The organism is Bradyrhizobium sp. MI1.10 (genome assembly GCF_055811035.1).
The window spans coordinates 1-24,442 of sequence record NZ_JBVVPN010000042.1; the positions used below are offsets into that span (position 1 = coordinate 1).

Below are 24,442 nucleotides of genomic sequence, written 5' to 3' on the forward strand. Positions count from 1 at the left end.
TTGTTTGAGGCTCTACCCGGTCCATCCGGGCAACCCTCGTCGCAACATCGAGGGTGAGTCGCCTCATTTTGTGGGGGACATACAGTCTAGCGGACTTCCCTCCGTTCACCGACTCGACCGGCGGCAACAAAGTGACGGCCGACTCGCGAGAGAACAACGAAAGTTGCTTGGACTGGAAATTCCGCGATCCGAAGCACATATCATCGGCATGGTGACAATTGTGCAATGCACTTGCGGTGCTGAGTACAGACGCACCGAAGAGAAGTTCCTGGTACCGCATACAGGTGACGCGGTCTGCGCAATCTGCGGAGCTGCTCTGGAATCGTGGCAGGAAAGCACCCACGTTCCCAGTTACCAACTTATTGAACGTCCGAAGACGAAGACGGAGTGACAGAATGAAGCGGACTCCAGATGAAACCGATCTCAAGCAGCGATCGGCGTGAGGTCCCTTATTGGCCCGAATCTGAGAAACTCGACACTTACCTGTGGCTTGGCTGACAGGGATAACCGGACCTCGTCCGCGCCGGCCGCCAACTCCGTGTCTGCCCCGCCAAAAAAGGGGTAAAGTGCTCCAGGGTCACATCTGAGGAGTAACAACATGACCCTACTCCCCAAGTTAATTCGTGCGATCGACCGGCGTGCCTTCGCGATCATGGGCAACACGATGCCGCCCCAAGATCCTGATGATGACGAAGAGGAAGACGACGAAGAGGAAGAGGAAGAAGAAGACAAAACCGACGAACCGCCGGTCGTGCGCGAGCCGGATGAAGACTAAGCAGGGTCCTTATACGTAGCCTGAGCTTCGGAGAGCGTGATCCCCAGCCTGCGTGCCGGCGCGCTCGTGCGTCCGGCGGCTTTCAAGGTCGGTCTAATTCCGAGAGAGCAGCGGACAGGCGCTGAATGGACCACGGGTTCTCGGCGCACACTCTCGGCGTTCGCGGGTAGAGGAGGCGAGCATGACCCTCATATGGCTTGGTGTGCTCCTTGTTTTCGGCGGCGTGCTCCAAATGGCGTTTCAGCCCATTTGGCGAGGCCGACTCAGCGGTGGAAGGCGGCTTCGCTCCGGGCGTGATACGCTGGAGCCTGAAAGACCGGGTAGCGGCTTCGGCATCAAATCGAACTGGCCTGGACTTGTGATGGTCGCGCTTGGCGGCGCTTTTTTGCTGGCCGGTGCTGCCATCTGAGTTGAAACGAATGTCTCAGGCGTTGCCCGTTATCTGGCCAGGCCAATGTGCCAGAGCCATGTCTCCTCCTGGCCCGTGGCTGCCTTGATCCCACGCTGCCAAATGTCGGCTGATAGGGACAGACCGGAAATTTGCGGATGAGAATTGGCACTTTTGACGAAGCGGATATTGAAGGCGCCTAGTTCGCGCATCATCCCTCCGGCACGTCGGCTAGGCAGCTCTGCATTTGTTTAGCAAAGCCCCTTGCAAAACCGATCGCCAAGTCAATGTCCGATCGGCAAATATCAATGAGCGACCTGCACATGCCGCGGGGACCCGCTGGCAGGGAGCACACCGAAGCACAGCATTGCAACGTGTTTGGCAAGACGGGATTCCACGTGACATCAGTCACAACGGTGACACGATTTGCAGTTTATCGCGTCCCGCGCAGCGGGCTGACTCTCCTCCTTACCTGGTGGGTTGATCTAGATCAAATCGGGCACTTGCCACTATGGGTGATTACTCTTTGGATCCGCGGGATGCAGGTCCTGTGACAGCAAATCGCGATTAGTCTGTCGGTCACTCGTTACGGGAGTCATCACAATGAGGTGCAGGTTCAGTATCGTTACGTTCGTCCTAATCGCCCCAACGTTCGCCAGTGAGGCGCTTGGCACAACGACGGACATTCGCAGCATCACCTGTAGCGAATATCTCGCCATGCCGGCTACACCGTCGGGCAAATTTTCGGCTTGGATGACCGGCTGGTTTAGTTATGAAAGTCGGAGGACGTTTGTTGATTTTGACCTGCATCGGGCAAATGTCACAAACGTAAGAGGGTGGTGCCAGTCCAACCCGAATGCCAGTGTGATGGTAGGGCTGGAAAAATCGATAGGCGTAACTGCGGTGTCTAACGCTACGCTGGATTTTAACAAGATCACCTGCGGAACTTGGTTGGCATACGGTCCAGCGGATCAAGATTTTGTAAGATACTTCATGAGCGGCTACTACAACGCAGCAGCAAGCAACAGTGTATTGGACTACGAGCGCCTGCAGAGGAACTCCAGTGCGGTCGTCGCATACTGCAAGAAGAACAAATCCCGCACTTTACCAACGGCCATTCAGAATAGAGCTAGTTAGCTGGACCAGTCTCCCGCCGCTTGCGAGCAACAGAGCGCGCCCTGTATTAGTTTGACTCCTGTTGATGGCCGTCAGCCAAGTAGCGGCGCATTTCATCGAGGTTCGCTCAGTGACGCATGTCGGACAAGATTTGCGAAGCTTGGAGTTCTTCGCAGTTTGACTCATTTGAGACCTCGGCCGACCGCAGCCGACCTTCCAGTTCGGAACCGATTTATTTCACAACCAAATGCTTCCTGGCGGCTACGGCGGCGGGAACGGACGGGGAAATAGTGAACGTTAGCCAGGTGTTCCATCCCGACGGACGGTTCGCTGCACCAAATTCGCCGTATCCCCTCAGACCAAGGAAGCCCTGCATGTCTGCGACCGGGAAGCTGTACCCGATTTGCGGACCGACACCGAAAACGCGGGACCTGAAACTACCGAGGATCGGGTTCTGGCCGGAATCGTCGGTGACTTGCTGGTAGGCGTATCCGACAATGCCGACGAAAAGCTGCTTAGTGAGGGAGTGCGATGCGCCCCAGTCGAAGTGGAAATCGATGCCGCTCCGGTACTGGGTGTCGGGATTCCTGAAATTGTAGGTCAGGCCGGCGACGCCCGAGATTTCGTTTCCTGCCGCCGGGTCGAAATAGGTGTAGCCGCCCCCAATGTCGATCGCGCCGTGCCCGAGCCCGATATTGGGAATCCGCGTCGGATCATAGTCGCCGACGGGAACATTGCCCGTGACGTAAGCCATGTAATTGTCGACGCCAAGGTTCCATAGTAGTTGCGCGAAGGGCGCGAGGTCGCCGTAGGAGGTAAGCGAGCCTTCGAGCATTCCGGTACGCGTCACCACAATCGGTCCGGCTATCGCTGTCAGTGTTCCGGCGATACTAGTGGCGGCTCTGCCGTACTGGCCCGATATACCTACGACCAACTGACCGCCAAGCTCCGCCGTAGCGAAAGTATACGATGGCGTAAGGGCGACCAGATCGGCCCGCCCGTTCAGACGCAGATTCAAATTAACGTTGACGTTCGCGGGGATTTTGCCGGCCAGGATCTCTTTGGCCGCAGCAGCACTCCCCGCGGCGGCGACGCTGGAATGGTAATCGATGACACTGAGCGCCCAGCCCGGTGTCTGCTGCACCGCGGAGAGACTTGCAAACTGACCCGGAAACCAGAATGAGCTACCGCCCTGGTCGGCATGCGAAACATCAGCGCAAAGCACGAGAGCGGCCACCGCCAGATAGTCGATGACGCAGCTTCCCTGTTTGTTTGATCCCATTTGCAAATCTCTGGGCAGTACTTGCAGCAAGCGCTGTTACAGCAAAGCGCTCCGCGAACTGCAGGACCCAGGTTACGACGGCCTTCACTACTAGGCACAAGCAACGTCAAAATGCGTCACAGAATGGTAACAGCTCGAGACAATTGTCTTGGGCGATGACGCAGTTGCAGCCCTCAAGGTGCTTGCGCTGGAGATGCTCGGCTTCTCGAGCGCCAAGAATTCATAAGCACAAAAAAAGCCCCGGCATGCCGGGGCTTTGGTTTGTAAAGGTTGGTGCGATCAATATCTTGCCGCGACCGGTGCGCCGTATCCACCGAAGCGGTAGTTCAACCGAAGCGTGACCATATCCACATCTTGGCTGACGCCGCTGCCGGTGAGGACGAACCCTCCGGGAGTGACTACGCCTGCGAAGCCGGCATTATCACGGCCCATCCAGAGATGGTCGTATTCGATACCGAACGACCAATTGGGCGTGAAGCCGTACTCCCAGCCGACGCCAAGGGCGCCGCCCCAGCGCGTGTGGCCCGCCGATGCCAGGCCGACCCCGGTGACGTTGTTGAATATATCGAATCGGTTGCGCGTCACGGCGGCGCCGCCCTTCACGTAAAACAGCGAGGCATTCCACGCCCAGCCGAGCTGCGCCGTGAAGAGCCCGATGGCGTCAATCTTACCGGTTGTCGAAATCAGCGGGTCGATCAGACTGACGCGCGTATTCTTGATTTCTGCCCAATCTCCCTGCGCTTCCAGGCCGAGCACAAACTGATTGGTTTGCCAGCGGTACCCGATCTGTCCGCCAGCGAGGCCGCCGGAGCGATCGGCGCAACCACCTGCGACCGTCCCTGCTGGCGTCACGAAATCCACACAGCCGTGGCTTTGTCCCCAACCGCCGTTGGCGCCGATGTAGAACCCGGTCCAATCATAGATCGGCGCGATCACCGGGGGCGGGGCCTTGACATAAGGTTTAGCAGCCAGATCAGCCGCTGACGCGGGTGCCGCCATGCTCACGGCCAGCAAGGCCATGCCACTCAACCAAATCTTCTTCATTCTTTTTGCTCCATCCACGTTTCACCCTAACGATGCCGGCTCTTTTCTTGGCAGTCCCGCATTCCAGCTCGAAGCTAGCTGAGCCGCCTGGAATTCGGTGTGCTTACGTGGCAACAGTTGGGAAAATTGAGCAACTTGCGCGTTTGAGTTGTGTCAGGAATGTTGACCAGTCAACTGGCCGCCTGGAATTTTCCGCGATGGGGGGCAAGGGCGCTTGGTCTCATCTCCGCACCCTTATGCTGAGATCCTAGGCCCCGCGCAGACGTGCAACACGCCTTCGCGGAAGCCGCCGACGAACTCATCAGATGCGTCCGCTGGCAGAATTTCGCTGAGATCATCAAACGACCCGCTCACCATGGTGGCAAGCTCGTGCGCCGAAGCATGCTCTGCCCAGCGGCGACCCAACTCCAAACCTCGTTGCCGATCTGTCTCTGTGTCCATAGTCCTGGACCATCCCCGCGTCCGTGGCCCCGGCGAAGCTGATGCCGCGCCGGGGCCTGTACGATCTTGCCAATCCTGGAAGCTTGGGGGCTGGAAAGAATCGGCAAGGCGCACTCTAGACAAGCAGATGCGCAGTGGTTGGCCAGTGCACTTTGTGCCAATGGATGAACGCCCCGGCCGGAAATAGCTTTTCGGGCTGCCGGCATACAAGACGGACCGCTGACCCTTACGCGCTAGCCGGCACACTCTGGCGCCATGACCATCTCACCCCGACATCGGGTGCAGCGCGCGCTAGTCCCCACGATCTCGCAAGCTGGATCAGCTGGCACAATGCCCCGGCAGCACTTCGGGCACGTATATCCCGCGATGTTTGGCGTGAAGTCATACTCCGGACCAACATAGGCGCACATCATGTGGTGGAATACTGGAAACAATTCTAGCGTGGAGGAGCCGCAAGCCGGGCAACCCGTTTGGTTCGCTTCGACCTGCATGCTGCACCTCGCTCACTCTCACAGCTCGTCGAGCCCGAATAATCTCACCAGCACTGAAGCGATCCGCGCGCTCAGTTGTGTGTAGTGCATGTGAACGTCGACGGCCGAGTTCAGCGCCGGGCGATGAGCGCCTGGGTTGAACCGAATTCGCGCGATTTGCGAGGCGGTACGCTCGCGCGCCGCCGACGAACCCGCCCCGGGGTACACATCTGACACCGGGAGGATTTCCGCGATCTTGCCCAGAATTCGTCGGTTGCCGAACAGCACAAAGACTTCGTTGCCGACTTTTGGATCGGACAGGCGTTCGTTAGGAACGTACCAGTCGACAAAGACATCCGTGGGGTCGAGAATTTCTGCAATCGGAGTGCCCGCCACCAGGGATTGGCCGGCGCGCGCAGGATTGTTCGCGACTATGCCAGCTATGGGCGCGAAGACTCTCCCGTCTGCAAAGCTGCTTTCAACCTTTTCGAGGCGATCACCGAGTTGCCGGCTGAATTCGTCGAGAGCGGCCAATTGAGTGCTGGCTTCGGCGGCTTCCGCCTCCTGCGAGACCACGGCTTTGTTCGCCAAGGCGCGCTCCCGGGACATGTCTATGCGGTAATTCAGGCTCGCGGCCGATGAGTTTGCGATAAGTTCGACAGCTTCCTCAGCAAGCCGCAGATGTGAGCGCGCCGCGTCGAGAGATTCGCGCGCAACCCGGGCCTTAACACGCAGTTCCGCTTTGCGACCGGCGATGTCCGCGAGCGAGCGCATATAGGTGGCGACAATCTCATCGTGCTGCGGAGACCGAACCCTTCCGATTTCGTCGCCGGCCTTGACCGATGCACCTCTCAGCACGGTGATGCTGTTGATCTGCACGATGTAAGGCAGTGAAACCAAATATCTCGGTGAGGACACGCTGCCCGGGCCGCCGAGATAAAGAATTGGCCTCCCGAAATAGACGACAAAGAATGCGAGTATGCCGAATACGATTGTCGCATAGGCGGCGCGGACGGCCCGTCCGGCCGCACGCCGACGGCTCTCGATGGGATCGGGGATATGGGGATCGAGTCGTGTTAGGGTGACGGTCATTTGGCCACTTCCTTCGTCCGATCGCCGAATAGTGCACGGCGAACGCGCGGCGGCACGAAATCATCGTTCCGCGAAGAGGCAAAGATGATTTCCGAAGAGTAGGAAAAGAACCGCGCGCACTTCAGATAGACACCCTGGTAAAAGGGAAAGATCAGAGCCATCTTCCAGCCAAACGTTCCGACCGACCGATGGAACAGGGCGAACACAAGTGCCATATTGAAGACCGAGATCCAGAGCAACAACAGGTAGACCGCCGACAGAAACAGCACGGCATCCGAGCCGAACAACAGCACAATGTAGGCCAAGTAGAACGGTAGGCTGAGCGTCGGGACGAGATCAAAGACGATGAAGTCAAGCCGTTGGATCGTGTCCGGTAAACGCTCCAGCGGATGGCGAAAACTCAGCTCGCCATACATCATGAAGCGGATGCGCAGAGCATCGCGATCCCAGCGCGCGCGCTGTCGCAATAGACTTACGCCGCTTGCGGGGCCGGCTGTTTCCGCCCAGGCGTCGGACACGAACCGAATGACATAGCCGAGTCTGCGGAGCCGCAAGGTGTACTCCATATCCTCTCCCGGGCCGACGTCGAGCCCGCCCTGCTGCGCGAAAATATCCCGGCGATACATGGAACAGGCTCCGGACAGACACGCGATCGCATCCACCACGTCGAGGATCGACCGCCCCGCGGTGATCGACATCAGGTATTCGACGCTTTGAAGTCCTGTCCATATCGAGTCGCGCTCGTTACTGATCGCGATGTTGCAACTTGCGCCGGCGACGAGCGGATCGTCGAAGGCAGCCGCGAGGCGCTCAACCGCGTTCGGTTCGAAGACAGTGTCGGCATCTACGGTCAAAAGAAGATCGCCGCGGGCAAACCGTGCTGCAGCGTTGATGGCAGCGCTGCGGCCGCAGCGGGTCCCATGGCAGATGACCATGTCAACCAGGCCCTGCGCTTTCGCCCGCTCCGCGACCGCGCGTGTTGCGTCGGTGGAGCCGTCGTCGACGACGATGATTTCGACAGGTCGGAGGGTTTGCCGGCGCAGCGAGCTGATCGAAGGAGCAAGCCCGGAGCCGCCGTTGAATGTCGGGATAATCACGCTTACCGTCGCCTGGCAAACCGTCCCGCCGACGCTTCGCCGCTTCGAGCTGAACAGAGCAAGAGACACCAGCGACAAGGTGTAGCGGGGGATGTCGAATATCAGCAGCGAGAAAGCGAGTAGAAATAAACTCGTTCCGGCGAGCACTTCCATCATTTCGGACATGCCGGCCACCTCCGCCACGACAGGACCATTCCCACCATCCGACCAAACAAGGCGCGCAAGGCAATTATCAGACGGGAAAATGAAGACCATCGCGTTGATGGTCGCGGGGTAAATTGCGTAAACATTTGCTTTTTGTGTCTGCGCTATTCATCTGCATCGTCGGCTTCGTCGGTTGACGATGACCGGCTCTCGAAGGCTGATTGTTGGCGTGCCGGCATCAGCTTTGCGGTTGGAGTTGTTCCCGGTTCGATGAAACCCACAAGGTGACCGGTCCGTCCAACCTTTCAGGCGCAAGACGGCCCCAGTCTGGAAAGACTGAGGCCGGTGGGGGGCGTCGATGTACCGTTGGGGTCGGTACTCCCCAAATCTAATCACGATGAACCACTTTGCGTATTGTCCTTGAGGACAAGCAATCAGCACGTTGTCCCTCTCACACATCTGCGGACCGCCCGACGGGTTTGACGGACGGTCGTCCGTGCGACGCACACGCCATTGATACGTGTCCTACCGACGCCGCAGGCAGCAGCGACTTCCGTAATCAGGCTTTCGGGCTGTGCAATCGGGGCAGGCGTCATCGCCTGAGCCGATACTGCGAAGAAGAAGGCGAATGCGGCGATTCCGAGCGATTTGATCATATCGAGCTCCCTGGAAGCGCCCAACCGTCCGGCCGGCGCGGCGGAACGATGGACGCGACTCCCTCAAACTGAGGCCCGCTGCTGTCAGAGAATTGAGATAGATCAAAGCGCCTTTTTCGACTTCCCATGCGGCAATCGCTGTACATTGCAGGCCAGACGCCGGCGAAGGACTATGACCGCAGGAAGACTGCAGAGTCCAAATAGCAGCGCGCAAATATCGTCTGTAACTGCGCACCGCGAAGGAAGATTGTGTGGGGCGACAGACCACCCCGGCCTGAGATCCAACTCCGAACTGGAGCCGGGTACATCGAATAGATCATCCGTGTAGCTCCTCGATTTGTAACATGGCGTCCACCAGGGCCGAGATCCCAAGCTGCGTGGAAAGCAAGGTTTGCCCTTTCCGTCACGCAAACTCTATCTGTTGGGAGTTTTGCTAGTACGATCGTGCAGGCGGACGCGCAGAGGCCATCGATTACCACGGTTTGGCCAGTCTCATTCAACTCCTCATATCGATCAAGGTAACGTTGAATCAAGCCACCGCGGTCATTGGCAATTCTCACGACTGCGTGGCTATCGTCAGCGCATGCGAACATAGATGCTGAAGCGAGCAGCAGAGTAAAGGGTTTCATAATGTGCCTCTTCGACTGCGACATCAGCAAGGTTCATGACGGCTCGTGCGCGAGAGAACTCGCGGCTTGGCGATGCGCGAGAGCGTGTTCTCTGGTGGTAAGTCCGGCATTCTCGGATCGGCCTTACAGCAACACGTTGCTCGTACGTGCGGCCCACGCTTTCCGTAACGCCGACGGATGCACCTCGCGGCATAATCCTGCTGGAGTTCTTGTGGTCAATGAACCAGCGTTGAGTTTGAGCGCGCGGGCCCGAACCATTTACCGCTCATTGATCACCGCCCCTCATTGTCCAGGCGTAGCGCCAAATGCATCGTGTGGGGGTCGCGGTTCCCGTCCCGCCTGAAGCCAAACTTGCCGAGCACCGCCAGCATTGACTTGTTTTCGGGCAGGACCTCCGCAGTCAGCTCACGCAATCCGTTATTGGAGGCGATCTCGCCAAGGTGGCGCATCAAGATGGAGCCGATGCCTCGGCCCTGCCAAGCGTCGATGACGACGAACGCCAACTCGGCTCGTCCGGGCTCAAACACGACATATCGAGCGCCTCCGACAATCATTGTACGCTCGGATTGCCCGACCTCGCACACCAGCGCGACGTGATTCATGAAGTCGACATCCATGAAGAACGCGCGCTCCTTGTCCGAGAAATGACGCTTGATCCCAAAAAAACGGCGCTGCAACGACTGCTTGCTGGTCTGATCCAGCGCGTCGAGGACGGCCGTCTCGTCGGCCGGCCGCAGCGCTCGGATTTCGGACGTGCTGCCGTCCCGCAAGGGTTCCGTCGCGCTGTATTTAGCGATGTCCGGCATGCGAGGTCTCGGCTCAGGCGGCCGGAAAACACGTCGGCCTGAGGCTCGTCTATGAATGGGGCGGTCGGCTGCCCGTTTGATTTGTATCAAGGGACCTCGCAAAAAAGCGGGCGGCCTGAATCTCGGCAGTCAGCTCGACACATTCCGGCGGGAGGACCGACGTGACACGACTGGGTCGGCGTACTCGCCGTCCAGCATTGACCTATATCAAAGGCCTGCAGTTGCGGCGGGCTTTGGATGCATTCATACGACATTGAGGTCGGAGCATGCAGATGGAAGTGCCTGGAACGCCCGGCGGTTCGATGTCCGGTCTCGTCGCCTCGGCCGTTGAATACATGGTCGATGCGGGGCAACGGAGCATACTCTTTCTCGATGTGATGCGCCGGCGCGGCGACCAATATCGGGAGCACGTCGCCCAAACCGCGCCACACGTTCTGCAATATGCGGCCGAACTGATCATTGATGGCCGCAAGTTGGACGAACCCGTCAATTACGCGCTTGTCCGCATTATCCCGCCAGCCGGCGTCGAGATCGATTCCACACGGCGGCCGTTCATCGTGATTGATCCACGCGCCGGGCACGGTCCAGGGATCGGCGGGTTCAAGGCCGACAGCGAGATCGGCGTCGCGATGAAGGCGGGACATCCCTGCTACTTCATCGGCTTCCTGCCGGAGCCGGTGCCGGGCCAGACGATCGAGCGTATCGCGCGTGCCGAGGCACTGTTCATCGAAAAGGTGATCAGTCTCCATCCGGACGCTGACGGGAAACCCTGCGTCATAGGCAATTGCCAAGCCGGATGGGCGGTCATGATCCTGGCTTCGGTTCGGCCGGATCTGTTCGGTCCACTGATCATCGCCGGAGCCCCGCTCGCGTACTGGGCCGGCGTGCATGGTAAAAATCCGATGCGATATTCGGGCGGCCTGCTGGGCGGAAGCTGGCTAACTGCGCTCGTTAGCGATCTCGGCGGTGGGAAGTTCGATGGTGCCTGGCTGGTCCAGAACTTCGAAGGCCAAAACCCGTCGAACACGCTCTGGACCAAGCAGTACAATGTTTATTCGAAGGTGGATACCGAAGCCGATCGCTACCTCGAGTTCGAGCGCTGGTGGGGTGGGCACGTCAATCTCAACGCCGAGGAGATTCAGTTCATTGTCGACGAACTCTTCGTTGGCAACAACTTGGCCGCTGGCAATATCACCCTATCCGACGGGCAGAAGGTAGACCTGCGCAACATCAGTTCGCCGATCGTGGTGTTCTGCTCCAAGGGCGACAACATCACTCCGCCGCAGCAGGCGCTGGGTTGGATCCTCGAATGCTACGCCGACGTGGATGACATCAGGGCCTATGGGCAAACGATCGTCTATACCGTTCACGAGAGCGTCGGCCATCTCGGCATCTTCGTCTCGGGCGGCGTCGCCAAGAAGGAGCACGCTGAATTTTCCAGCAACATCGATCTGATCGATGTACTACCGCCCGGCCTTTACGAAGCGACGTTCGAAGCCAAGGACGAGGAAACCACCAGTTCCGATCTCGTTGTTGGCCAATGGGTGATGCGCTGCGAGGCCCGAACACTCGAGGATATTCGTGCCATGGGCGGCAATTCGCCTGAGGACGAGCGGCGCTTTGCCGCGGCCAAACGCGTCTCGGAGCTTAATCTTGCCGCCTATCGCAAGTTCGTGCAGCCCTGGATCAAGGGCATGGTGGCGCCGCAGACGGCAGATTTGATGCGTAACCTGCACCCGCTGCGGACGCAGTATGAGGCCTTCAGCAGTCAGAATCCATGGATGACGGCGGTGAAATCGGCAGCGGAAGGGCTAGAAGAGAACCGCAAGCCGGTTTCGAACGACAATCCGTTCCTGGCATTTCAGGAGCAGGTCTCTAAGCAGATCGTTCATGCGCTGGACAGCTGGCGCGATTCGCAGGAAGCGATGAGCGAGGCGATCTTCCTCAACGTCTACGGCTCCCCGGCGCTACAGGCGGCGGTCGGCATAGATCCGAAAGCTGAACCGTCGCGCGGGCGCGAGATGCCGGCCGAACACCGTGCCATGCTCGACAAACGGATCGCCGAGCTCCGATCCAGGATTGGCGAAGGCGGGCTTCGCGAGGCGGCCATCCGTGCCCTGCTTTATATCGGCTCGGCGAGAGGAATGGTGGATGAACGCAGCATCGAGGCGTTGCGTCAGGCTCGTCACGACAACAGCGGAGCGCGATTAGCGCTTGCCGAATTTAAGATGCTGGTTCGCGAGCAGTTCTTCATGCTGCTGCTCGATCGCGAGGCGGCGCTGGCCGTTATCCCGAAGTTGCTTCCCGACGATGTCAATCAGCGCCGCGCGGCTTTCACGACGATGAGCGAGGTGCTGTCGGCCAGCGAGGACATCACAGGCGAGCGCGCCAGCCGCCTGCAGCGTGTCGCGCAGCTGTTCGGTCTCGACGCCGAAACGTCGGGGAGGGCGTCGAACGTTGCCCCTTTCGACCCCAAGGCGAAGGCATCGTAACGCTGTCTGGAAGGAACCGGCTCATGTCAGCCGACACGTCGCAGGCACAGTCCCCGAGCAAGTACGACCGTCTGATAGCGGCCGCGCAGGCCGTGCCGCCGGCCCCAACCATCGTCGTGCATCCCTGCGATGAAAGCTCATTGCGCGGCGCTGTCGATAGTGCACAGGCCGGCATCATCCGGCCGCTCCTGGTCGGACCTGAAAGGAAGATCCGGGATACGGCCGCCAGGCATGGTCTCGACATCGCGGCCTTCGAGCTCGTTGACGCAGCGCATAGCGATGAAGCCGCTGCAAAGGCGGTAGAGCTGATCCACGCCGGCCGAGGTGAGCTGTTGATGAAAGGCAGCTTGCACACCGACGAATTGATGCGCGCGGTCACCGCGAAGGCCGGAGGCCTGCGCACCGACCGCCGTATCAGCCACGTCTTCGTGATGGACGTGCCGGCCTATGCCGAGACCATCTTCGTGACGGACGCGGCCATCAACATCTTCCCTGATCTGGACGCCAAACGCGACATCATCCAGAACGCGATCGATCTTTACGTGGAAGCTGGATTCGGCAAGTCACCGCGCGTGGCAATCCTGTCAGCGGTTGAAACCGTGACCTCGAAAATTCCGTCTACGATCGAGGCGGCAGCACTCTGCAAGATGGCGGATCGCGGGCAGATCACCGGAGGGATCCTCGACGGACCGCTGGCTTTCGACAACGCCATCGACCTGGAGGCGGCGCGCATCAAGGGGATCAAGTCCGAGGTCGCCGGTCGCGCGCAGATCCTCGTCGTTCCCGACCTGGAGGCCGGCAACATGCTGGCAAAGAACCTCGCCTATTTCGCCAAGGCGGACGGCGCGGGCATCGTGCTCGGAGCCCGGGTCCCGGTCGTCCTGACCTCACGCGCGGATTCGGCGCGTGCGCGGATGGCCTCGTGCGCGGTCGCAGCGCTGTATGCCCATGCCCGGCGCCGGCGTGCTCCAACGATTGCCGCGTGAACGCCATGGACACCATCCTTGTGGTCAATGCCGGCTCCTCCAGCGTCAAGTTCCAGGTCTACTCGATCGAGGGGGACGGAATATTGCGGCGACAGCTGAAAGGGCAGATGGATGGGATCGGCAGCCGCCCGCGTTTGCGCGCGAGTGGCTCCACCGGCGATCCGGTTGCGGATCGCGCCTATCCGATCGAGGCGGTGCCGGATGTTCCGGCCGCGATGGACATTGCCGGCGCCTGGTTGCGGGACGAGCAACGCATTCACCCGATCGCGGTCGGTCATCGCGTCGTTCACGGTGGCCCGGACTACGATCGGCCGATCCAGCTCGATCATGGTGTCGTGACCCGGCTGGAGCGGTACATCGCGCTCGCGCCGCTGCATCAACCCCATAATCTGGCGCCGATCCGCTCGATTCTCGGCAATTTCCCGGAGCTTCCGCAGGTCGCCTGTTTCGATACCGCATTTCATCGCACACATAGCGCGGTGGCCGATCATTATGCGATTCCACATCATCTTTATGCCGAGGGCGTGCGCCGCTACGGCTTTCACGGTCTCTCTTACGAGTACATTGCGAAGACCTTGCCAAAGGTCGCGCCGAAAGTTGCGAATGGGCGGATTATCGTCGCTCACCTCGGAAGCGGCGCCTCGATGTGCGCTCTCAGCGTGGGACGAAGCGTCGAAAGCACTATGGGCTTCACCGCTCTCGACGGGCTTCCGATGGGAACCCGCCCTGGTCAGATCGACCCTGGGGTGGTGCTCTATCTCATTTCCGAGAAGGGGATGTCTGCCTCCAACATCCAGAACTTCCTTTACCGCGATTGCGGCTTGAAGGGGTTATCCGGCGTCAGCAACGATATGCGCGTGCTGGAGAGCAGTGACGATCCGAGAGCCAGACTGGCCGTCGAATATTTCTGCTATCGCATAGGCCTCAGTGCCGGCATGCTTGCCGCAGCGCTGCAGGGGCTGGACGCCTTTGTGTTTACGGCTGGTATCGGCGAAAACTCCGCAACAATTCGCGCGCATGTCGCTGGCCAGCTTGCGTGGCTGGGCGTCACCCTCAATCAAGCCGAGAATACGCGCCACTCACAGCTGATCTCGGGTCCCGACAGTCGCATTCCAGTCTATGTGGTGCCGACCGACGAGGAGCTGATGATCGCGCAGCACACTCTCTCAGTGCTGATGAACAGAACATCGACCGATCAAAGACAGGAGAGGGCATCATGATTCCCGTATTTCCGGATACCAAGATTGCCCTGAAGGGGAAAAAAGGCCTCGTCGTGGGCATCGCCAACGACCAGTCGATCGCATGGGGATGCGCCAAGGCCTTTCGTGCGCTTGGTGCCGATCTAGCCGTCACTTACCTGAACGACCGCGCGAAGAAGCACGTCGAGCCTCTTGCCCAGGCACTTGAGGCGTCTATTTTCATGCCACTCGATGTAATGACGGAGGGGCAGACCGAAGAAGTATTTGCCCGGGTCGAGAGGGACTGGGGCCAGCTCGATTTCCTGCTGCACTCGATCGCATTCTCACCGAAGGAAGCCTTGCACGGACGTGTGGTGGACGTCGGTCGCGACGGCTTCCTGAAGACGATGGAGGTCTCCTGCTGGTCCTTCATGCGCATGGCGCATTTGGCCGAGCCGCTGATGAAGAACGGCGGCACCATGTTCACGATGACCTATTACGGCAGCCAGATGGTGGTCGGAAACTACAATGTGATGGGTGTGGCCAAGGCGGCGCTCGAAGCCTCCGTCCGCTACATCGCCGCCGAGCTTGGGCCGAAGGGCATCCGCGTGCACGCGATTTCGCCCGGGCCGCTGGCTACGCGAGCGGCATCAGGCATTCCAGAGTTCGACGAACTGATGGACAAGGCGCAATCCAAGGCCCCGTCGCGCAGCCTGGTCAGCATTGAAGACGTCGGCAACGCCACGGCATTTCTCGCGCTCGACGGCGCCAAGCTCATTACAGGAAGCGTTCTTTATATTGATGGTGGTTATCACATCATCGACTGAAGGGGACGGGATGCGACTCAGCGATAGTGCAGGGCGATTAGCTCGGCCACGCAGGCCGGTCGATTGCCGCCTTCGATCTCGATGACCAGATGATAGTTCACGCGCAGCCCGTCGGGAGGGACATCCTCCGTCTCAGCAACGCTGACGCGGCCACGCAGCTTTGAGCCCGCCGGGACCGGCGAAAGGTACCTGATCCTGTCGGCGCCGTAGTTCAGGGTGTTTCGGAGGCCTTTTAACCCCATCACCGAGCGGATGAACATCGGTGCCAGCGCCAGGGACAGCATGCCATGGGCGATGGTGGTGCCGCCGGGCATTTCTTTCCTCGCGCGCTCCTGGTCGACATGGATCCACTGTTCATCGCAGGTCGCTTCCGCAAACTTGTTGATCCGGTCCTGCGTTACCGCGATCCAGTCGCTAGCGCCGATTTCGGTACCGACCGCAGATCTTATCTCATCAAAATTGCCGAATATCCGCATGCCCTTCACCTTCAGATCATCATCTCCGGGACATGGTCGCCGACGAGAAGGTCGGCTTCAGTCGCAGCCATCACTTCGCCGATCGTGACGCCCGGCGCGGTCTCAAGAAGCGTCGCCGTGCCATCGGCAAAGCCGATCACAGCCATGTCGGTGACGACTAGATTCACTGGCCGCGCCGAGGTGAGCGGCAAGCTGCATTTCGCAACAATCTTCGACCTGCCCTTTGCTGCGTGCTGCATGGCGACGATGACCCGCTTCGCGCCGCTCACGAGATCCATGGCGCCGCCCATGCCGGGAACCATCTTGCCCGGGATCATCCAGTTGGCGAGATGGCCATGGGCATCGACTTGAAGGCCGCCAAGCACCGTGACGTCGACATGGCCGCCGCGGATCAGTCCGAACGACATCGCGCTGTCGAAGGTCGAGGCCCCGGGCAGCGCGCTAATCGGGCGCCCCCCTGCGTCCGTTAGCGTCGGATGCGCCAGGCCTTGCTCGGGGATAGGCCCCGTTCCGATCAGGCCGTTTTCCGACTGGAAGAATACCTTCAGGTCCGTTGGAACGTAGTTCGCGACGAGCGTCGGGATACCGATGCCGAGATTGACGAGGTCGCCGCTCCGAAGCTCCTTGGCGACGCGCCGGGCGATGATGATCTGCGGATCCATGTCGTCACCCGTTTGTAATGAGGTAGTCGACGAGCGGCGCCGGGGTCACGACGTGGTCGGGCGCGATCACGCCGATTGGCACAATGTTCTCCGCGGTGACGATCACGGTGTCGGCGGCCATCGCCATGACTGGATTGAAGTTGCGCGAGGTCAGTGCGTACGCCAAGTTGCCGAGGTAGTCGGCAAGGAAGGCGTGCACTAGCGCAAACTGTGCACGCAAGGCTGTCTCCAGCAGAAAAGGCTTTCCGTCGACTTCGATCTCGCGCTTGCCCTGCGCAACCAGCGTGCCGACGCCGGTTGGCGTCAGAACTCCACCTAGCCCGCATCCACCCGCACGAATGCGCTCGACGAAGGTTCCCTGGGGTACCAGATCGACGGTGATCTGGTTTGCCAGCATCTGCTGCTGTGCCTTCGCATTGAGACCGATATGCGTTGCGGTCAATCGCGCGACCAGCGCAGCATCGAACAGCTTGCCGACGCCCTTGCCGGGGATCGCCGCATCATTGCAGATCAGCGACAGACCGCCCTTCTTCTGCCGCACCACCTCGTCGAGCAGGCGCTCCGGTGTTCCGACACCCATGAATCCGCCGACCATGACACTCGCGCCGACCGGGATCATTGCGACGGCTTCTTCGAGGGAGATGGCCTTCATGAGGGAGAACTCCGGTCGGCGCGTGCAGGGCGTCGATGAATGCTGGAGGGCGGAAATCGCGCTGCTTTGATCTGCGTCAAGGCTCCGCATCATTCGCGGACGATTCCCACGCTCGCGAGCGCGTCGTGCCAGAGCTTGCGCAGTTCGGTGTGTCGGCTTTCCAGGACTGTGCTGACGGTGCCACGGAAGGGTAACAGGTCGGGACCTTTCAGGAACAGGATTTGCGCCTGCAACAGACGTCCGCTCTCGAACTCGATGCGGCGTAGCGCCATCACGAAGGGGTCATTCGGGTTTGCCTCAAGCGGTAGTAACGCCGCTGGCCGGATCCCGGCGTGGACGGCATGCGCGAGCGTGGCGAGGTGGACTGCTTGCCAAAGAATGCGATCGGCAATGCCTTCGTTCGGCGTCGGAAGCCAGGCGGCCTCCCAGGATATGGCCATATAGCCCAGGGCGAGGTCCGGCACCCATGTGGTTGCGCGCATCAGAAGCGACACGATCTCGCTCTCTCGGTAGAACTGAGCGTTCAATTCTGTCTGCCAGCCGGCCTCGAACTTCGCCGGCAGGGCGAGGGCGAATTGCCTTGCGAGAGCGCCATGGGCCGAGATCAGGAAAGCGGCGACGCGAGTCTGCTGGCTGTGCGGCACTCGGCCTTCGGAGTCGAGTGGTCCGAGAAGTCCGCTCATGCCCGGGTCCTCTGGACGGGGATGGCACGCAGATGGTCGTAGCTGGCGGGAAATGGAGTGAGCTCACCACCAGGGTCTTCGGGCGCAATCCAGACCGCTTTGTTACCTTGCCAGCGTCCGGCCAGCACGTCATCGGCGAAGCGCGCGAGCAGGTCGGCTGTGAGCGCACCCTTTTCCAACGTGAAAGCGTGATAGGCGCCCGGGATGATCACGAGCGCGCTGTTGGGGATTCTGACTCGCAGCGTCTCGTGTAGGGCGCGCGGCGTCAGGAAGTCGAACTCTCCGTTCAGGATCATGGTTGGGACGGCGATCGAGGCGAGTTGCGGCGTCAGCGGCTGGAAGTCGAGGAACGACTCCATCAGGTTCTGCAGCGCGTAGAGGTCATTGACCAGCCAGCCCTGCCGCTTGACACCGTCGAGCTTATCCAACAGCGGCTTCAACCATTCATCGGACAGATTCATCGGCAGCAGCAGATCCTGGAGATAGCCGGTTCCACCCAGAATTAGGCCGGTGCGTAGTGCGTTGCCGATCAGGAGAAGTTGAGGCGAAAGCTCGGCAAAGCAACTCATTGGCACCAGACCCGAGAGGCGCCTCCAATGCTCGATCGCGTAGCGCAGCGCGATCAGGCCACCGAAGCTGATTCCACTGAGGAAGACCGGACCTTCACCGAGCATTTCGATCAGGCGATGCAGCGCAAGGACATGGTCGTCCTGATTGATGAAGAGCGTCGGCTTGTCGGAGGCGCCCTGGCCGAGCAGATCGAATGTCGCAACGCGAAATCCCCGTGCGATTAGCGCGTCTCGGTAAGCGGTCCACAGTTCGGAGTATTGAGTCAGTCCATTGACCAGCACGTAGGCTGGCGCCGTCACAGGACCGTCGAGCTCATACCGGATCCGGTAGGAGCCGTGCGTGAGGAAAGGCATCGCGGCGTCCGGCATGTAATTCGGTGCCAAGACACTCGCGCGGTCAGTGCGAATTCCCTTGCGCTAGATCAAGGGTCGCGCCGCGTCCTCTCCTAGCGTTTGGCAAAATCAAAGCCTGCCGGAGGAATTCGCCATGGTCGGGAGACATGTCATGCGGCGATATCTCATCAGCCTGCTGTTGCTGTTGATCGGGACATCGCTCGCGGTTGCGCAGCCCTTCACGCGCCGCTCGTCGCAGATGCAGCATGACGGGCTGAAGAAGACCTACGAGATCGCGAATTTTCGACTTGGGGGCAAGTACGATCTGGCCGATCCCTCGAAGTGGGAGAATGGCGGCGAGGGCGGCGTCACGCTCGAATCTTTGGGCGTCGGGAAATTGCACACCGCCTATATCGCGGTCGGTACGCCGCGGCGCAACGCCGCCGGTGAGATCACCAATGCCGTCGTCATCAACTCATATTATTCCGGCGATGCCACCGACATGTACGAGCAGTGGGTCAAAGGAGCAGCCTTGTCAGGCACCGTGCCAATTATTGGTCCCGGCCGTCCCATCGATACGGATCGTTATTATGTCATCATGGTCGATCCGCTCGGAACCTGGGGCGCCAGCAAACCTTCGGACGGTCTCGGCGTAAAGTTTCCGCAGTACAGCTACTATGACATGGTCCAGGCCAATTATCGCATGCTGCGCGACGGGCTGAAGGTCGCGCGCGTGGCCCTAGTGTCCGGCGTTTCCATGGGCGGCACGCAGACCTATGTCTGGGGCGTGATGCATCCCGAATATATCGGCGCAATGATGCCGATCGGTGGCACCACGCAGTCGGATGGGGAAGATCCTGTCGGCAACTGGACATTCCAGATGATGACCGCGGCGATCGAATCCGATCCGGTGTGGCAGGAAACGAATGGTGATTATTACAAGCTGCCCAAAGAGAAGCATCCGATGCCGGGCGTGGCGTTCGGCTGGTCGATCCTCGGCATGACCGGCTATGACTTTGCGTTCCGTACGACCCAGAATTGGGGCGCCGTCCAGCCCGAAATTTTTTATTGGGACCCCCCGAACGAAAAGGCGGCTTTGAACGTCGTCAACCGTGCCAAGCTTTACGATGCGGTCGACCTGGTCTGGCGCAACCGTGTCGGCGAGACCCACAACATCAATGCTTATCTCGGCCGGATCCAGGCGCGCACGTTGGTGATGCACATTACCAACGACCTGTGGCTGAACTTCAAGTTGGCTCAGAAGGCTGTCGACCGTGTACCCGGTGCGGACCTTATCGCTCAGGAAAGCCCGGTCGCACATTATGGTGTGTTTCCGATCATCAACCAGCGCAAGAACGACCCGAAGTTCGTTGCCTTCATGGATGATGTGGCGAGCCTCGACCGCGCGCAGAAATTCGTTGACAAGAATTATCGCGTGCCCGGCGTCGCCGAGAACATCGACCCCAAAAAGTCGTTCTGGAAAGAGTTCGTGACCTATCCCTATCCGGTCAAATACGCCAATGCCAAAGACAAGGGCGGAAATTCCTGGCAGATCGGCTACATGGATGAATACGCCGGCACGGAGAAGGATCCGAAGATCCTTGTGATCGTCCATGGCAAAGGCGCGTTCGGCGGGCACTACGGCAACATCATGCAGTATGCGCTGCGTAGCGGCTTGCGCGTGATCGTGCCCGACCTGCCGCATTACGGTATGTCCGGACCCGGCAATCTCGACAAGAGTCCGGCGCGCACCATGCAGGACATGCGCGAGGTCATCTACGATCTCGTCGTCAACCAGCTCGGCGTCAAGAAGGCGTATTATCTCGGCCATTCGCTCGGCGGTCAGTTCGTGATGGGTTATGCCCTGACCTGGCCGGATGCAGTGCAAGGTCTCGCGCTGGAGGCGCCATCAGGTCTCGAGGAATATCCTCGCGAGATCACCATCGCCAAGGGCAAAAAGGCGCCGCTGTTCGACCCGGCCTTCGATCATGACTTCGACAAGTGGAGGGCGACCTGGGACCAGACCGGCATTCTGGCCGCCGAGAAGGCGCGTGACGAGCAGAACATCCGCGACTTCTTCTATTTCAAGAAACGCGATCCGGAGACTGGCGCGGTGTCTGCGGCGAAGAGCGGCTATTTCTTCAGCGACAGCGAATATGCCCGCTTCCACACCGAGCAGCGCGTTGGGCTGACTAAAGGCAATCCGAAGGAGCTCGAGCAGTGGTGCAACGTGTTCATCTACGACGTCTACACGATCGGAGCGGAGCTCCAGCAGGATGATCCGAAAAACCTGTACGAGCGGCTCACGCAGATCAAGGCTCCGATCTTTCTCGCCTTCGGCGACAAGGAGCCGTTCATCCCGACGCCGGCGTTCAATGGACTGACGGATCTCGGACGCGATGCCATCACGCCCTTCATGACACGCATGACCAATGCGGGCAACCGGCCGATCCTCAAGATTTATCCGGAGACCGGGCACTTCATCCACACGGACAACCCGGTTGAATACCCGGTAGATGTAGTGGATTTCGTGACGCGCGGAAGCGTCGACACGTCGTCGCCGGTCGGAACCGATCGTATGATCAAGGGCTCGGTGGCTTCTGCTTTGCCGGTGGCACCGACGCCGGCCGGCGCCGCGCCCACCGCCGGCCTGAACAAGTAGGACCGGTCCATGCCGATGGTGCAGGCGGGCGAAGTCCAGCTGGGCTGGCGAGAGTGGGGCAAAGGCGACATTACCGTCGTCTTCATCCACGGCAATCTCGCCAGCAAGGACTGGATCGAACTCGCTGCGCCGCTGTTTCCTTCTGGTCTTCGCGTCATCGGCATTGACTGGCGCGGCTGCGGCGACAGCGACCGGCCGAAACCTGCGGTTGACTACACCAACTACACGATGCAGCAGCACGCAAAGGACATGCTGGCTGCGCTCGATACCCTGGACATCAACTACTGCCATCTTGCAACGCATTCAACCGGCGGCATCATCGCGGCCCGCATGCTCCTGATGCAGCCACGGCGATTCGGGCGGGTATTTGCGCTTGATCCGGTCACGCCGCTCGGCATGGCTTTTAATGCCGACCAGATCGGGCTGTTCCGCGCCATGATGGCGAGCAAGGAGGTGACCCGGTCGGTGATGGCGACCGCGGCCTCATCGCTGTTCGTGCCGGAAAGCATGGCGCCGAATAAGGTCCCGCAATTCCGTCCAGGGGGCGCGGACATCCAGGCGCTGTTCGACCGGATCATCGAACAAACCTTCGGCGTCTCCGAAGGGATCTGGATCGGGACGCCCGTCAATCTCACGCGCGAGCGGGAGAGTCGGGAATTGGAGAGCCGCATGCCGGAGATCGGGCATTCGCACCTGGTATTGTGGGGCGAACGGGACGGCTGGATCCCTCCCGCGGATCTTCATGCGATGGCCGCGGCAATGCCGGACTGCCGCCTCGTCGTCGTGCCCGGTATCGGACATTCGATGAATCTCGAAATGCCCGCGCTCTACGCCGGCTATTTTGGTGCGTGGTTCGGGGGACTTGCGGCATAACAAGGAGGAATGACACCATGGCCGATATCAATCCATCCGCAGCGGATATCCGCACCATGCTCGCCGAGACGCTTCTTCGCCTGCGTAAGGCCAACGCGGAGTATTTCGAGCAGCTGGAAATGGGACTGAACGCCTCGAAGCTGCCGATAGCAAACCACGCCAAGGAGTTCTGCGGCTACATGCAACGCAACGTCACGGCGACGTTCGGCCTCGGCGACAAACTCATGCAGGCCAAGGACATGCAGGACGCGCTCGAGATTCAATCTGATTTTTTCCAGGCGCAAATGCGATTGCTCACCGAGCAAAGCAAAAGCATGAGCGAGTCTGCCATGAAGGCGGCGACCGAAGCGTTTGCACCAAAGAATTGAGCCACGCTCGTCGCGGACGCTGTCGCTTGCAAAGCTGGGAATCGTTTATTGAGCAACTAGGATCAATGAGTGACGTGATGAAACCCCACCAGGCAGCTCTGCATTTGGGGTTTTCCGAGGTTCCGCCGTCTCATGACGGAAGGCCTTGCCCGTGCGCGAGCACCTACCCTGATCTAACCCACCGTTTAGGCGGACGATCGGAGGAAATATCGCAGATTGGCGTCATGTGGGGAAAAGCGGTAGCGGCCTCCTGACTCGAACCCCCGACGCATCGCAACGCCACCGATCTGGCGCGGCGGTAAATCCGCTGGCGCGATTGCGATTCCAGCCGAACCGGATCAGCTCTTAAGTTCGTCAAGGGATCTCGACCGGCTCCAATCCTGTAGGTGGGAGTGGAATGTGGTGTGCGACGAATGCCCATTTGCGGTCGGATAAGCGCAGCAGTGCGATCCATAAGTCATTGATTGTATTTGACCCGTGGCTGACTCTTAATCAGCGGGTCCCAGGTTCGAGCCCTGGCGCGTCCACCAAATAAGAGTTCTTGCTTCCCAATACCTTCGCGAAATGGTGGCCGAGAATAGAACGGGTCTCGCGCGATATCTTTCGTGGCGGGACGGCGCACGGGCAGATCGCTGCGGGTGAAGTTTCCTTTGTCCTGTATCTCACCCCATTCGACATGGTGCGCAGAGCCGGGCGTTAAGCTTCGGTCGTAGGGCAAGTTACCCGAAAGCCGATCTCAACAAGCTCATTGCGACTGCAAATCGCGAGGCACTCGTTTCTTCGGCCGACCGGAACGATGCAGACCGCGTACTTCCTGCTGTTGAAAAAGCTCCGCGCAGAGGCCACGCAGCCATTGGCTTGCCGGGTCGTGATGGAAGCGGGCGTGCCAATATTGCTTCACCGTGAAGCCGGCAATCGGCAGCGGGCAGTTGAGCACGCGCAGTCCGTAATAGTGAGCCAGGGTTTCGCCGATGTGCCTTGGCAGGGTAGCAAGCAGGTCAGTCGTTCCGACGATTGCGGGTAGCCCCAAAAAGCCGGGCAACTCCAGTGCAACGTCGAGGACTATCTTCTGCTCCTGCAGCGCGCCCGCGAGCAACTGATGTCCAGTGCCGGAGCGAATGAGGACGTGAGCCTCACGCCTGAAATCCTTTGCCGTGATGCGGTCGCGGATCCGAGCATGTTTTGCGTTCGCGAGGCAGACCCAATCCTGCGGAAAAAGAGCCTGCTGGAAGTGTCCAGCATCGAGATCCGAGATGTAGCCGAGCGCCACATCGGCTTCACCGGATTGCAGCATGCGTGGGGTGTCGGCGCCGATCTGTGTCGCCTCGATACGAACGCCTGGGGCAACGCGGCGGACGTGGGCGAGAATGGACGGGAGCAGCGTGACGTGGCTTCCGTCCGTCATGCAGATGGCAAAACGGCGCTTTGCGGTTGTCGGATCGAAGTCGGTGCGAAGCTCGGCAAGGCGACGCAGCATTTCCAGCGCCTGCCTCGCGGTGCCGATGAGAGCCTCGGCGCGCGGCGTCGGCAGCATGCCCTTCGCTGACCGGATGAAGAGCGGATCGTCCAGTTCCGCACGCAGGCGGGCCAGCCAGATCGAGATGGTCGGCTGACTTTGGCCGAGCTTTTCGGCTGCCTTGGTGACGCTGCCAGTGGTGAACAATGCATCGAAGAGCCTGAGCAGGCGCGGGTCCAGCAGGTTGGTCTCGGTGCGATCCCGGTGCTTCATTGCGATTCACAA

At 60.0% G+C, this 24,442-nt stretch carries 21 protein-coding genes and 1 tRNA gene; 11 read left to right on the top strand and 11 right to left on the bottom strand.

Annotated elements, in window-relative coordinates:
- The first annotated feature begins 598 nt into the window (after positions 1-598).
- The 3 genes from AC0L3K_RS32030 to AC0L3K_RS32040 all read left to right on the top strand — a co-directional run bounded on the left by AC0L3K_RS32030 (position 599) and on the right by AC0L3K_RS32040 (position 2,300).
- Positions 599-775, top strand: coding sequence for a hypothetical protein (locus AC0L3K_RS32030; protein ID WP_219683147.1), 177 nt, complete (start codon positions 599-601; stop codon positions 773-775).
- Positions 776-956: 181 nt separating this feature from the next.
- Positions 957-1,184: a hypothetical protein gene (locus AC0L3K_RS32035; RefSeq protein ID WP_007601192.1), complete on the top strand. Its 228-nt coding sequence runs from the start codon at positions 957-959 to the stop codon at positions 1,182-1,184.
- Positions 1,185-1,766: 582 nt separating this feature from the next.
- Positions 1,767-2,300, top strand: coding sequence for an HdeA/HdeB family chaperone (locus AC0L3K_RS32040; RefSeq protein WP_473367541.1), 534 nt, complete (start codon positions 1,767-1,769; stop codon positions 2,298-2,300).
- A 211-nt stretch (positions 2,301-2,511) separates the two neighbouring features.
- Here AC0L3K_RS32040 and AC0L3K_RS32045 read toward each other — a convergent pair whose 3' ends face one another.
- From AC0L3K_RS32045 to AC0L3K_RS32065, 5 genes are all read right to left on the bottom strand, one after another.
- Positions 2,512-3,561 carry a SphA family protein gene (locus tag AC0L3K_RS32045; protein ID WP_473367542.1) on the bottom strand — a complete coding sequence of 350 codons (1,050 nt, stop codon included), beginning with the start codon at positions 3,559-3,561 and terminating at the stop codon, positions 2,512-2,514.
- A 279-nt stretch (positions 3,562-3,840) separates the two neighbouring features.
- Positions 3,841-4,605: an outer membrane protein gene (locus AC0L3K_RS32050; protein WP_007601234.1), complete on the bottom strand. Its 765-nt coding sequence runs from the start codon at positions 4,603-4,605 to the stop codon at positions 3,841-3,843.
- A 950-nt stretch (positions 4,606-5,555) separates the two neighbouring features.
- Complete coding sequence (locus tag AC0L3K_RS32055; protein ID WP_007601235.1) at positions 5,556-6,608, bottom strand: HlyD family secretion protein; 1,053 nt, start codon at positions 6,606-6,608, stop codon at positions 5,556-5,558.
- Positions 6,605-7,870 carry a glycosyltransferase family 2 protein gene (locus tag AC0L3K_RS32060; protein WP_007601236.1) on the bottom strand — a complete coding sequence of 422 codons (1,266 nt, stop codon included), beginning with the start codon at positions 7,868-7,870 and terminating at the stop codon, positions 6,605-6,607. Before AC0L3K_RS32060 ends, AC0L3K_RS32055 begins: the two co-directional genes overlap by 4 nt.
- A 1,536-nt stretch (positions 7,871-9,406) precedes the next feature.
- The gene (locus AC0L3K_RS32065) at positions 9,407-9,940 is read right to left on the bottom strand and encodes a GNAT family N-acetyltransferase (protein ID WP_473367543.1); all 534 of its coding nucleotides are present in this window, start codon (positions 9,938-9,940) and stop codon (positions 9,407-9,409) included.
- A gap of 266 nt (positions 9,941-10,206) precedes the next feature.
- Here AC0L3K_RS32065 and AC0L3K_RS32070 point away from each other — a divergent pair, with 266 nt between their 5' ends.
- From AC0L3K_RS32070 to fabI, 4 genes are read left to right on the top strand one after another with little or no spacing between them, the layout of a single operon-like run.
- Entirely contained in the window at positions 10,207-12,432 is a 2,226-nt protein-coding gene (locus tag AC0L3K_RS32070; RefSeq protein WP_007601239.1) for a DUF3141 domain-containing protein, read from the top strand.
- A gap of 23 nt (positions 12,433-12,455) precedes the next feature.
- Positions 12,456-13,418: a phosphate acetyltransferase gene (locus tag AC0L3K_RS32075; RefSeq protein ID WP_007601240.1), complete on the top strand. Its 963-nt coding sequence runs from the start codon at positions 12,456-12,458 to the stop codon at positions 13,416-13,418.
- A 5-nt stretch (positions 13,419-13,423) separates the two neighbouring features.
- On the top strand, positions 13,424-14,638 hold the full coding sequence (locus tag AC0L3K_RS32080; RefSeq protein ID WP_219683120.1) for an acetate/propionate family kinase: 1,215 nt from the start codon (positions 13,424-13,426) through the stop codon (positions 14,636-14,638).
- Complete coding sequence (fabI, locus tag AC0L3K_RS32085; RefSeq protein ID WP_473367544.1) at positions 14,635-15,423, top strand: enoyl-ACP reductase FabI; 789 nt, start codon at positions 14,635-14,637, stop codon at positions 15,421-15,423. The genes AC0L3K_RS32080 and fabI overlap by 4 nt, the downstream gene beginning before the upstream one ends.
- 17 nt (positions 15,424-15,440) lie before the next feature.
- On the opposite strand, the gene AC0L3K_RS32090 is transcribed toward fabI, so the two are convergent.
- The 5 genes from AC0L3K_RS32090 to AC0L3K_RS32110 form a co-directional block, all read right to left on the bottom strand.
- Complete coding sequence (locus AC0L3K_RS32090; RefSeq protein WP_473367545.1) at positions 15,441-15,899, bottom strand: MaoC family dehydratase; 459 nt, start codon at positions 15,897-15,899, stop codon at positions 15,441-15,443.
- Between the two features lie 11 nt (positions 15,900-15,910).
- Complete coding sequence (locus AC0L3K_RS32095) at positions 15,911-16,561, bottom strand: 3-oxoacid CoA-transferase subunit B (RefSeq protein WP_473367546.1); 651 nt, start codon at positions 16,559-16,561, stop codon at positions 15,911-15,913.
- Between the two features lie 4 nt (positions 16,562-16,565).
- On the bottom strand, positions 16,566-17,213 hold the full coding sequence (locus tag AC0L3K_RS32100) for a CoA transferase subunit A (protein ID WP_007601245.1): 648 nt from the start codon (positions 17,211-17,213) through the stop codon (positions 16,566-16,568).
- An 89-nt stretch (positions 17,214-17,302) separates the two neighbouring features.
- On the bottom strand, positions 17,303-17,896 hold the full coding sequence (locus tag AC0L3K_RS32105) for a hypothetical protein (protein ID WP_007601246.1): 594 nt from the start codon (positions 17,894-17,896) through the stop codon (positions 17,303-17,305).
- Positions 17,893-18,819, bottom strand: a complete 927-nt coding sequence (locus AC0L3K_RS32110; RefSeq protein WP_473367567.1) for an alpha/beta fold hydrolase — start codon at positions 18,817-18,819, stop codon at positions 17,893-17,895. Before AC0L3K_RS32110 ends, AC0L3K_RS32105 begins: the two co-directional genes overlap by 4 nt.
- 133 nt (positions 18,820-18,952) lie before the next feature.
- On the opposite strand from AC0L3K_RS32110, the gene AC0L3K_RS32115 reads away from it, so the two are divergent.
- From AC0L3K_RS32115 to AC0L3K_RS32130, 4 genes are all read left to right on the top strand, one after another.
- Positions 18,953-21,460: an alpha/beta hydrolase gene (locus AC0L3K_RS32115; protein WP_354201231.1), complete on the top strand. Its 2,508-nt coding sequence runs from the start codon at positions 18,953-18,955 to the stop codon at positions 21,458-21,460.
- Positions 21,461-21,469: 9 nt separating this feature from the next.
- Positions 21,470-22,333, top strand: a complete 864-nt coding sequence (locus AC0L3K_RS32120; RefSeq protein WP_007601249.1) for an alpha/beta fold hydrolase — start codon at positions 21,470-21,472, stop codon at positions 22,331-22,333.
- Between the two features lie 17 nt (positions 22,334-22,350).
- Complete coding sequence (locus AC0L3K_RS32125) at positions 22,351-22,701, top strand: phasin (RefSeq protein WP_007601250.1); 351 nt, start codon at positions 22,351-22,353, stop codon at positions 22,699-22,701.
- A gap of 429 nt (positions 22,702-23,130) precedes the next feature.
- Positions 23,131-23,231: transfer RNA gene (locus tag AC0L3K_RS32130), tRNA-Lys, on the top strand.
- A gap of 215 nt (positions 23,232-23,446) precedes the next feature.
- Here AC0L3K_RS32130 and AC0L3K_RS32135 read toward each other — a convergent pair.
- Positions 23,447-24,430, bottom strand: a complete 984-nt coding sequence (locus AC0L3K_RS32135) for a LysR family transcriptional regulator (protein ID WP_473367547.1) — start codon at positions 24,428-24,430, stop codon at positions 23,447-23,449.
- Between the last annotated feature and the right edge of the window lie 12 nt (positions 24,431-24,442).

Bases quoted from the DNA above. Each gene is read 5' to 3' on its own strand.
- AC0L3K_RS32040 (WP_473367541.1), top strand. From the start codon at position 1,767: ATGAGGTGCAGGTTCAGTATCGTTACGTTCGTCCTAATCGCCCCAACG.
- AC0L3K_RS32050 (WP_007601234.1), bottom strand. From the start codon at position 4,605: ATGAAGAAGATTTGGTTGAGTGGCATGGCCTTGCTGGCCGTGAGCATG.
- AC0L3K_RS32090 (WP_473367545.1), bottom strand. From the start codon at position 15,899: ATGCGGATATTCGGCAATTTTGATGAGATAAGATCTGCGGTCGGTACC.
- AC0L3K_RS32070 (WP_007601239.1), top strand. From the start codon at position 10,207: ATGCAGATGGAAGTGCCTGGAACGCCCGGCGGTTCGATGTCCGGTCTC.
- AC0L3K_RS32055 (WP_007601235.1), bottom strand. From the start codon at position 6,608: ATGACCGTCACCCTAACACGACTCGATCCCCATATCCCCGATCCCATC.
- AC0L3K_RS32045 (WP_473367542.1), bottom strand. From the start codon at position 3,561: ATGGGATCAAACAAACAGGGAAGCTGCGTCATCGACTATCTGGCGGTG.
- AC0L3K_RS32095 (WP_473367546.1), bottom strand. From the start codon at position 16,561: ATGGATCCGCAGATCATCATCGCCCGGCGCGTCGCCAAGGAGCTTCGG.
- AC0L3K_RS32115 (WP_354201231.1), top strand. From the start codon at position 18,953: ATGGTCGGGAGACATGTCATGCGGCGATATCTCATCAGCCTGCTGTTG.
- AC0L3K_RS32110 (WP_473367567.1), bottom strand. From the start codon at position 18,819: ATGCCTTTCCTCACGCACGGCTCCTACCGGATCCGGTATGAGCTCGAC.
- AC0L3K_RS32065 (WP_473367543.1), bottom strand. From the start codon at position 9,940: ATGCCGGACATCGCTAAATACAGCGCGACGGAACCCTTGCGGGACGGC.
- AC0L3K_RS32030 (WP_219683147.1), top strand. From the start codon at position 599: ATGACCCTACTCCCCAAGTTAATTCGTGCGATCGACCGGCGTGCCTTC.
- AC0L3K_RS32100 (WP_007601245.1), bottom strand. From the start codon at position 17,213: ATGAAGGCCATCTCCCTCGAAGAAGCCGTCGCAATGATCCCGGTCGGC.
- AC0L3K_RS32075 (WP_007601240.1), top strand. From the start codon at position 12,456: ATGTCAGCCGACACGTCGCAGGCACAGTCCCCGAGCAAGTACGACCGT.
- AC0L3K_RS32135 (WP_473367547.1), bottom strand. From the start codon at position 24,430: ATGAAGCACCGGGATCGCACCGAGACCAACCTGCTGGACCCGCGCCTG.
- AC0L3K_RS32105 (WP_007601246.1), bottom strand. From the start codon at position 17,896: ATGAGCGGACTTCTCGGACCACTCGACTCCGAAGGCCGAGTGCCGCAC.
- AC0L3K_RS32060 (WP_007601236.1), bottom strand. From the start codon at position 7,870: ATGTCCGAAATGATGGAAGTGCTCGCCGGAACGAGTTTATTTCTACTC.
- AC0L3K_RS32120 (WP_007601249.1), top strand. From the start codon at position 21,470: ATGCCGATGGTGCAGGCGGGCGAAGTCCAGCTGGGCTGGCGAGAGTGG.
- AC0L3K_RS32080 (WP_219683120.1), top strand. From the start codon at position 13,424: ATGGACACCATCCTTGTGGTCAATGCCGGCTCCTCCAGCGTCAAGTTC.
- fabI (WP_473367544.1), top strand. From the start codon at position 14,635: ATGATTCCCGTATTTCCGGATACCAAGATTGCCCTGAAGGGGAAAAAA.
- AC0L3K_RS32125 (WP_007601250.1), top strand. From the start codon at position 22,351: ATGGCCGATATCAATCCATCCGCAGCGGATATCCGCACCATGCTCGCC.
- AC0L3K_RS32035 (WP_007601192.1), top strand. From the start codon at position 957: ATGACCCTCATATGGCTTGGTGTGCTCCTTGTTTTCGGCGGCGTGCTC.